This is a genomic window from Thermodesulfatator atlanticus DSM 21156, assembly GCF_000421585.1.
Classification (GTDB): domain Bacteria; phylum Desulfobacterota; class Thermodesulfobacteria; order Thermodesulfobacteriales; family Thermodesulfatatoraceae; genus Thermodesulfatator; species Thermodesulfatator atlanticus.
Map to the genome: position 1 here is coordinate 1 of NZ_ATXH01000044.1, position 6,529 is coordinate 6,529.

Sequence of the window (6,529 nt, forward strand, 5' to 3'; positions counted from 1 at the left end):
AAGCCCAAGGGATTACCGCTATATAAGAAGGGGAATAGGGAATTAGTGGAGTGTGCTACGTGTCATAATCCCCACCAGTGGAAACCAGGGGCTAAGAAAAAGGGTAAGGGGAAAAATTTAGAAGGAACAGAAGCTGATAGCTTTTTGCGTATTTCTAACTTAAAACATCCTAAACTTTGCGGAACGTGTCACAGAAACCAATCTTATGTAGAGGGAACCGACCATGATATGCATGTGGTAGCACCTGAGTATGTTAACCTCCAAGGAAAACCCATAAAAAACACCTCTGTTTGTACTGCTTGTCACGGAGTTCACAATGCAAAGGAAAAGGTAATATTGTGGGTAGCGCCGTTAGGAAAAGGGCAGGATTATATGGAAAAGACTTGTTATGGATGTCATAGCAAAGAAGGCCCTGCTGCAGATAAGACTGTCCCTGTTGGGTCACATCCGATGAAGCTTTACTTTGGCTATCACAAACGCTTTCTTTCTATCCTAAACTTAGAAGAAGTTCCTCTTTATACAGTTGACGGGCGTAGGTCAAAAGAGGGGGTAATTTCTTGTCCTACTTGTCACGATCCTCATATTTGGGATGACAGTCATCCAGATAAAGCGCCGTGGAAAAATGTAGAAGGGGATATTCGTAACAGCTTTTTGCGCAAGCGAGCCCATCTTATGGAAAACTTCTGTTCAGTTTGTCATGGTCCAAGCGCGCTGTTTTTGTTTAGATATTATCATGATAAAGGCATGAGAGAAGATTTGCATAAACATAAAATACCTTTGATTTTAAGAGTCCAATAATATGATTCGCTTATTTTATTACATCATACTATTGTTTTTATTTTTTGGCTTATTAAGCGATTCATTCGCTGAGTCTCTCTCTGTGCCATTGCCAATGCATGATAATCTTAAATGTTCAGATTGCCATTTAATGGATAGGTATGGCAAAGCTAAAAAAGATTTAAGAAAAGATTTTGATATTAACTCTTATTGTATGAACTGCCATGCCGGTGTAATGACGCATCCTGTAGGGGTAAAACTTGCGTCTAAGTCAGTAGTTTTTATTTTGCGTGGTTTGCCTTTAGGAAAGGGAGATACAGTAACATGTCTTACTTGTCATAATATACATCAGAAAGAAATCGAGCCCTATCTCTTGAGAAAGCCTCCTCAGGAGCTGCTCGATGAGATGGATTTTGAATTAAACATATATTCTTCGCTATGTATTGCATGTCATAATGCGAATTTTTTTTCTTATAATCCACATACAGAGAGCGCTAAAAACTGTATTTATTGCCATATTGCCTTTGTAAAAAATAAAATCCGAAAAGATAAAAGATTAAAATCTTTTTTAGATCAGTATTCATGTACTCCTTGTCATGCAGAAGTAAAGTGTGTTAAGCAACATGGCTATAATCCCTTTGAGGATCCTAAGATTAGGAAGAAAGCTTTAGCTGAAGGGATAGATGTTTCCTCAGGCAGTGGCTGTATTTTATGTCATCAACATCACCTACAATCTAAAGATGCTAAGAATTTGAAAGATTATTATTTGCCTTTTGCATGGGAGTCCCGTTCTGTAAATCCTCATTGGAAAGAACTGTTTTGTTTGTGTTGCCATAAGAGTGATCCTTCTCCAGAGAAAGCGCCTCTTAAAGATAATGATTTTAATAAGCTTTGTGAGCGTTGTCATGATAATAAGTTTGCAAGAGCTGATATCCATCCTGTAGGTATTAAGCCTAAGAAAGTTAAAGTGCCACATTATATGCCTTTACAAAATGGGGAATTAACCTGTGAAACATGTCATAATTCTCTTTTACAGTGCTTTTTGAGTAAACATGCTCAAAAATACAATCGCAATTTCTTGCGAAGAGAAGGACTGCCAAGATATAAATTTTGTTTCTTATGTCATGAGGCGAAGGCTTACCAAAGACTTAATCCTCACGTGGGGCAAATAGATGAAAAAGGGAATATAGTTGAAGAGAAATGTTTGCTATGCCATAGTTCTCTTCCTGATGTAAAACATGTTAAAGGCATAAGTTCAGTCAAGTTTATGCGGGCTGATCCTGATGAATGTTGTAAAGGGTGTCATCCTGGCTATGAAAAATACCACCCCGCCGGTTATACCCATGTCGGGGTTAAACCTAAAGGTAAATTGTTGAAGGCTATTAAAGAAAGTCCTGATCGTATAGGGATAGCCATGCCTTTATATAATGGAAAAATAATATGCGCTTCTTGTCATAATCCTCATGATCCCAGGCTTAGTAGGTATTGGGCTCCGGGATCTATGTTGTTTAGTCCACATAAGTTGCGCTTGCCCTCGACACTCCAAACATGTGTGGCTTGTCATGTGGACAAAAGTTTTAAGCCTGGAGAGGGAAAAAGATATCGCTAATTGTTCTAGGAGACTTTTTCGATTCGAAAAATGGAAGCCTTAATAGGGGAAAAACGTGTCAAATAGTTGAGGAAGGAAGAGATAAATGATAGCACCCAGAGAAAGAAAAGGCCCGAAAGGAATGGCAAAGGTTCTTTTTTCTCTTATCCGATAAAAAATACTAAGGCTTATCCCTATAACAGCTCCCACTAAGGAAGCGATAAATACCACAGGAATTAAGCTTTTTACCCCTAAAAAGGCCCCTATCATGGCAAGAAGTTTCAAATCTCCCCCGCCAAGGCCCTCGCGTTTGGTAAGAAAATAGTAAAATTCAGCAAGAAGATAAAGACCACCTGCGCCACATAGAGCCCCTAGTAAGGCATCAAGAGGCGTAGTTAAAGGATTATAAAGAGAAAAAGCTAATCCAACCAAAATACCCGGAAGACTTATTTCGTCGGGGATGATTTGATAATCAAGGTCAATCAAACTCACTAGCAAAAGCGCTGCACAAAAAACAAAAAAACCGAGATAAGCAGGCGTTAAACCAAAGCGCAAAAAAACTGCCACAGAAAGAAGGCCGGTAAAAAGTTCTACGATGGGGTAGCGTAAAGAAATGGGTTCCTTACAAGAGCGGCATTTTCCCCGGAGAAAAAGATAGCTTACGATGGGAATATTATCATACCATTTGATAGGAGTGCCACATTTAGGACAATGTGAGCCAGGGCGTATAATCGACTCTTCACGAGGAAGTCTCCAGGCGCAGACATTTAAAAAGCTACCTATCAGGCCTCCGAAAATGAAAGCAGCTATTGGTTGCCAAAGGCTGATTGATATCATCTTGCTTCCATTTCTACTAACTCACGGTAGAGATTTCTTGCTTCTTCTAAAATAGGAAGGATTTTAACGAATTTGGCATAGACCCTATGTAGGCGGTCCGGAAAAGAGAGAAATTCAACACCCATGCCAATTCTATCAGGTGTTCCATGATGTCTCACTATCCCTTCTACAGGTAGGGGGCCAACACAGGGCAAAAATAAGGTCAAAGTTATTTTTTCGCCAACAGGGAGGAGTAGTTCTTCGGTTGCTTCTACAAAGCATCCTGTCAGGGAAAGATCACAAAGATAAAGATGCATTTCTTTTTCGTTTACAAAGACCGGCAGTTGACAGCAGTAGCGGGGGCTTTTGCGCCTATCTGTAAAAAACATCTGTCACCTCTCTTTAGCATTTGACCTTATGGTATTCATCGGCGATAAAAAATAAAAGGAAAAATTTATGGGAAGCATAATTTTTTGCGGAGCTTGCGGTACAGTAACTGGAAGCGCCTATTTCCTTGAGACAGGCGGTAAAAGGATCCTTATTGACTGTGGGCTTTACCAGGAAAAGGATTACGAAAAGATTAACTCGAATTTTCTTTTCGATCCTAAAAAAATAGACTACGTCATACTAACCCATGCCCACCTTGATCACTCAGGAAGACTCCTTGAGCTGGTGCGCGATGGCTTTAAGGGAGAAATTCTTACTACTGAGCCTACTGTCGATCTTCTAGAGATTGTTTTGGCAGATCGTTTACATCTCGAACCGAAACTCGGACCAAAAAGTCTCGTTAAGAAGGTTTTAAAGCTTTGCTGGGCTTTTGAATATGATCAAATTTTTGATATTCCCGGGGGGATACACTTTAGACTGAAAGATGCTGGTCATATTCTTGGTGCCGCAAATGTTGAAATATGGTGTGAAGGGAAAAAGTTTGTTTTTTCAGGGGATATAGGTCGTCCAGGGACGCCCATCATCCGAGATCCCTCTCCGATCAAAGAGGCGGATTATATCATCATGGAATCAACCTATGGAGGACGCAAGCATCCGCCTTTTTCCCTGGCCAAAAAGCAATTAAAAGCTATTATTGAGAAAGCCCGCGAAGAACATGCGCGTATTTTCATACCATCTTTTGCCATAGGTCGTACTCAGGAGCTGATTTATTTTTTGAATGACTTAGTGGAATCAGGCGAAATAAAACCTCTTCCGGTAATTGTTGATAGCCCTATGGCGCTAAAAGTGACCAAAATATACGCCAAGTATACCAATCTTTATGATGAGGAAGCGCTAGCCCGTTTAGCAAAGGGTGATCAAATATTTTCTTTTCCCCTTCTTTTTGCGGCAGCTTCAGTTGAGGCCTCATGCCGTATAGAACAAATAAAACCGCCTTATCTGATTATTGCAGGATCTGGCATGGTTACCGGTGGGCGCATAATCGAACATTTAAAAAGACACTTATCTTCTAGAAGAAGTTATGTGGTTTTTGTGGGGTATCAAGCTAAAGGGACTCCAGGAAGGGAGATTCTTTTACGGAAACCTAGAGTTTTTCTTGATCATATGCCGGTAGAGAATCGGGCCAAAATTTTTAGAATAGAAGCCTTTTCCGCTCATGCAGACCATCAAGAGTTGCTTAGTTGGCTAAAGAATTTTGAAAAAGAACCCAAGCGCGTTTTCCTTACCCATGGGGAACCAGGGGCACGCAGTGTTCTTTTAAAAGACATACGCCAAAACTTAGGCTTTACGGTAGAGGCTCCGCGACTTGGGAGAAAAGTTACTTTTTGAACACGTAAACCCGCTGGCCTCCATGGGAAAAACTCGTGAGCACTTTTAATTCAAAGGGAAAAGCGATAGGGACTTTTTTGCTTGGATAGATGAACGTAAGGTGCCAGGCAAAAAAATCCTTTTGAAGCTTTCGAGCTAAAGTCCTCAAGGGGATGAGTGTTTCTCGAATACGCTTACCAAATGGAGGGTTGGTAACGATAAAACCTTTGGGGGCAGGGGGTTTTAAGTGTTTGACTTCTTGCTTTTTGAAGCTTGTCCATGGGGCAACTCCTGCAGCTTTAGCGTTTTGCTGAGAAGCCAGGATAGCCTTTTCACTCCAATCAAAACCATAGATAGGGGAGGAGGGAGGGGAAATCTTTTTCTGGGCAGCTTCTACAAGGGCTTCAAAAAGATCTTTTTGGTAATTTTTCCAGTTTTGAAAGGCAAAAGAGCGATTAAGACCGGGGGCCATGTTTGCGGCAATCATTGCAGCTTCTATGATAATTGTTCCTGTTCCACAAAAGGGGTCAATAATGGGAGAAGCTTTGTCCCAGTTTGAGAGCAATACTAGTGCAGCGGCCAAGTTTTCACGTAAGGGGGCGGTCCCTGGGGCGACTTTATAACCCCTTTTGAAAAGATCTTTTCCAGAGGAATCTACACGTAATAAGACTTCGTTATGGTTGAGACGCGCAACAAGCAGCGGTGCTTCTTTATCGTTTGTAAGAAAAAGTTCTCTTCCCAGGCGGGTTTTAATGGCAGCTAAAAGACGTTCGGCAACAGCTTTTGAGTGGTATAGTTTCGAATGCTTACAGGTGACTCTAATTTTTAAAGAGTTTGTGTGCGAAAAATATATTTCCCATGGATACCTGCTAGCTTTATCTATCAATTCTTTAAAATTTAGGGCTTTAAATGAGCCTATTTTGATCAAAATTCTTGTTGCGGTGCGCAGCCAGAGATTAGTGAGATAAAGGCCTTTAAGATTCGCCTTAAAAATCACCCCTCCAGGAGTAGTTTTATTTTTGTACCCAAGGACGCTTATTTCTTGTGCAAGAACTTTTTCAATTCCGGGCGAACATACGGCAAAAATTTCAAAAACTGTAGTGCTACCCAAAATGCCGGACACTTTTGGACGTTATCTTGGGGAGACACCATTTAAGCAGCATCCCTGTAGCTGCCCTCATAATATCTTGCCTCAAATTTCTCTGGGCTCATATAGCTCAGCGCTGAATGCACATACTCACGATTGTATCGCCTTATCCAATCTCCAATTCTGTCCTTTGCCTCTATTAAATTCCTAAATTCCGAAATCCATATCATTTCCTCTTTTATCGTTCTTATCATCCGTTCTGTCTCCGCATTCCCTTTTGGATTACTATAACTCGTCAATATTTGCTTTATCTGAAGATTCTTCATCTCTGATACAAATTTCTTCGACGTGGGTTGGCTGCCATTATCGCTCACAAGACAAAGACCCTTGCCTCTTACTCCTTCAGGAAACTTCTTGTTTAGGCCTTGCTCAAGGGCGCTAAGCCATTCTTCCGTCCGGCTCCTCATGGAAACCTCAAATCCCACTATCTCCTTGGTATACCAGTC

At 40.9% G+C, this 6,529-nt stretch carries 7 protein-coding genes; 3 read left to right on the forward strand and 4 right to left on the reverse strand.

Annotated features, from left to right (window positions below; genetic code table 11):
- On the forward strand, positions 1-798 hold a 798-nt coding region (locus H528_RS13705), incomplete at its 5' end, for a cytochrome c3 family protein (RefSeq protein ID WP_033396593.1).
- Between the two features lies 1 nt (position 799).
- Entirely contained in the window at positions 800-2,386 is a 1,587-nt protein-coding gene (locus H528_RS14225; protein ID WP_022854480.1) for a hypothetical protein, read from the forward strand.
- Between the two features lie 39 nt (positions 2,387-2,425).
- Here H528_RS14225 and H528_RS0111670 read toward each other — a convergent pair whose 3' ends face one another.
- Together H528_RS0111670 and H528_RS0111675 are read right to left on the reverse strand one after the other, a co-directional pair.
- Positions 2,426-3,202, reverse strand: a complete 777-nt coding sequence (locus H528_RS0111670) for a prepilin peptidase (protein WP_022854481.1) — start codon at positions 3,200-3,202, stop codon at positions 2,426-2,428.
- Positions 3,199-3,570 (reverse strand): PilZ domain-containing protein, encoded by a 372-nt coding sequence (locus tag H528_RS0111675; RefSeq protein WP_022854482.1) that lies wholly within the window; start codon positions 3,568-3,570, stop codon positions 3,199-3,201. Before H528_RS0111675 ends, H528_RS0111670 begins: the two co-directional genes overlap by 4 nt.
- A 67-nt stretch (positions 3,571-3,637) precedes the next feature.
- Between H528_RS0111675 and H528_RS0111680 the strand changes: the two genes are divergently transcribed.
- Entirely contained in the window at positions 3,638-4,957 is a 1,320-nt protein-coding gene (locus H528_RS0111680; RefSeq protein ID WP_022854483.1) for an MBL fold metallo-hydrolase, read from the forward strand.
- Here H528_RS0111680 and H528_RS0111685 read toward each other — a convergent pair.
- Together H528_RS0111685 and H528_RS13710 are read right to left on the reverse strand one after the other, a co-directional pair.
- Entirely contained in the window at positions 4,947-6,047 is a 1,101-nt protein-coding gene (locus H528_RS0111685) for a THUMP domain-containing class I SAM-dependent RNA methyltransferase (protein WP_033396595.1), read from the reverse strand. The genes H528_RS0111680 and H528_RS0111685 overlap by 11 nt on opposite strands.
- A gap of 41 nt (positions 6,048-6,088) precedes the next feature.
- On the reverse strand, positions 6,089-6,529 hold a 441-nt coding region (locus H528_RS13710), incomplete at its 5' end, for an integrase core domain-containing protein (protein WP_022854485.1).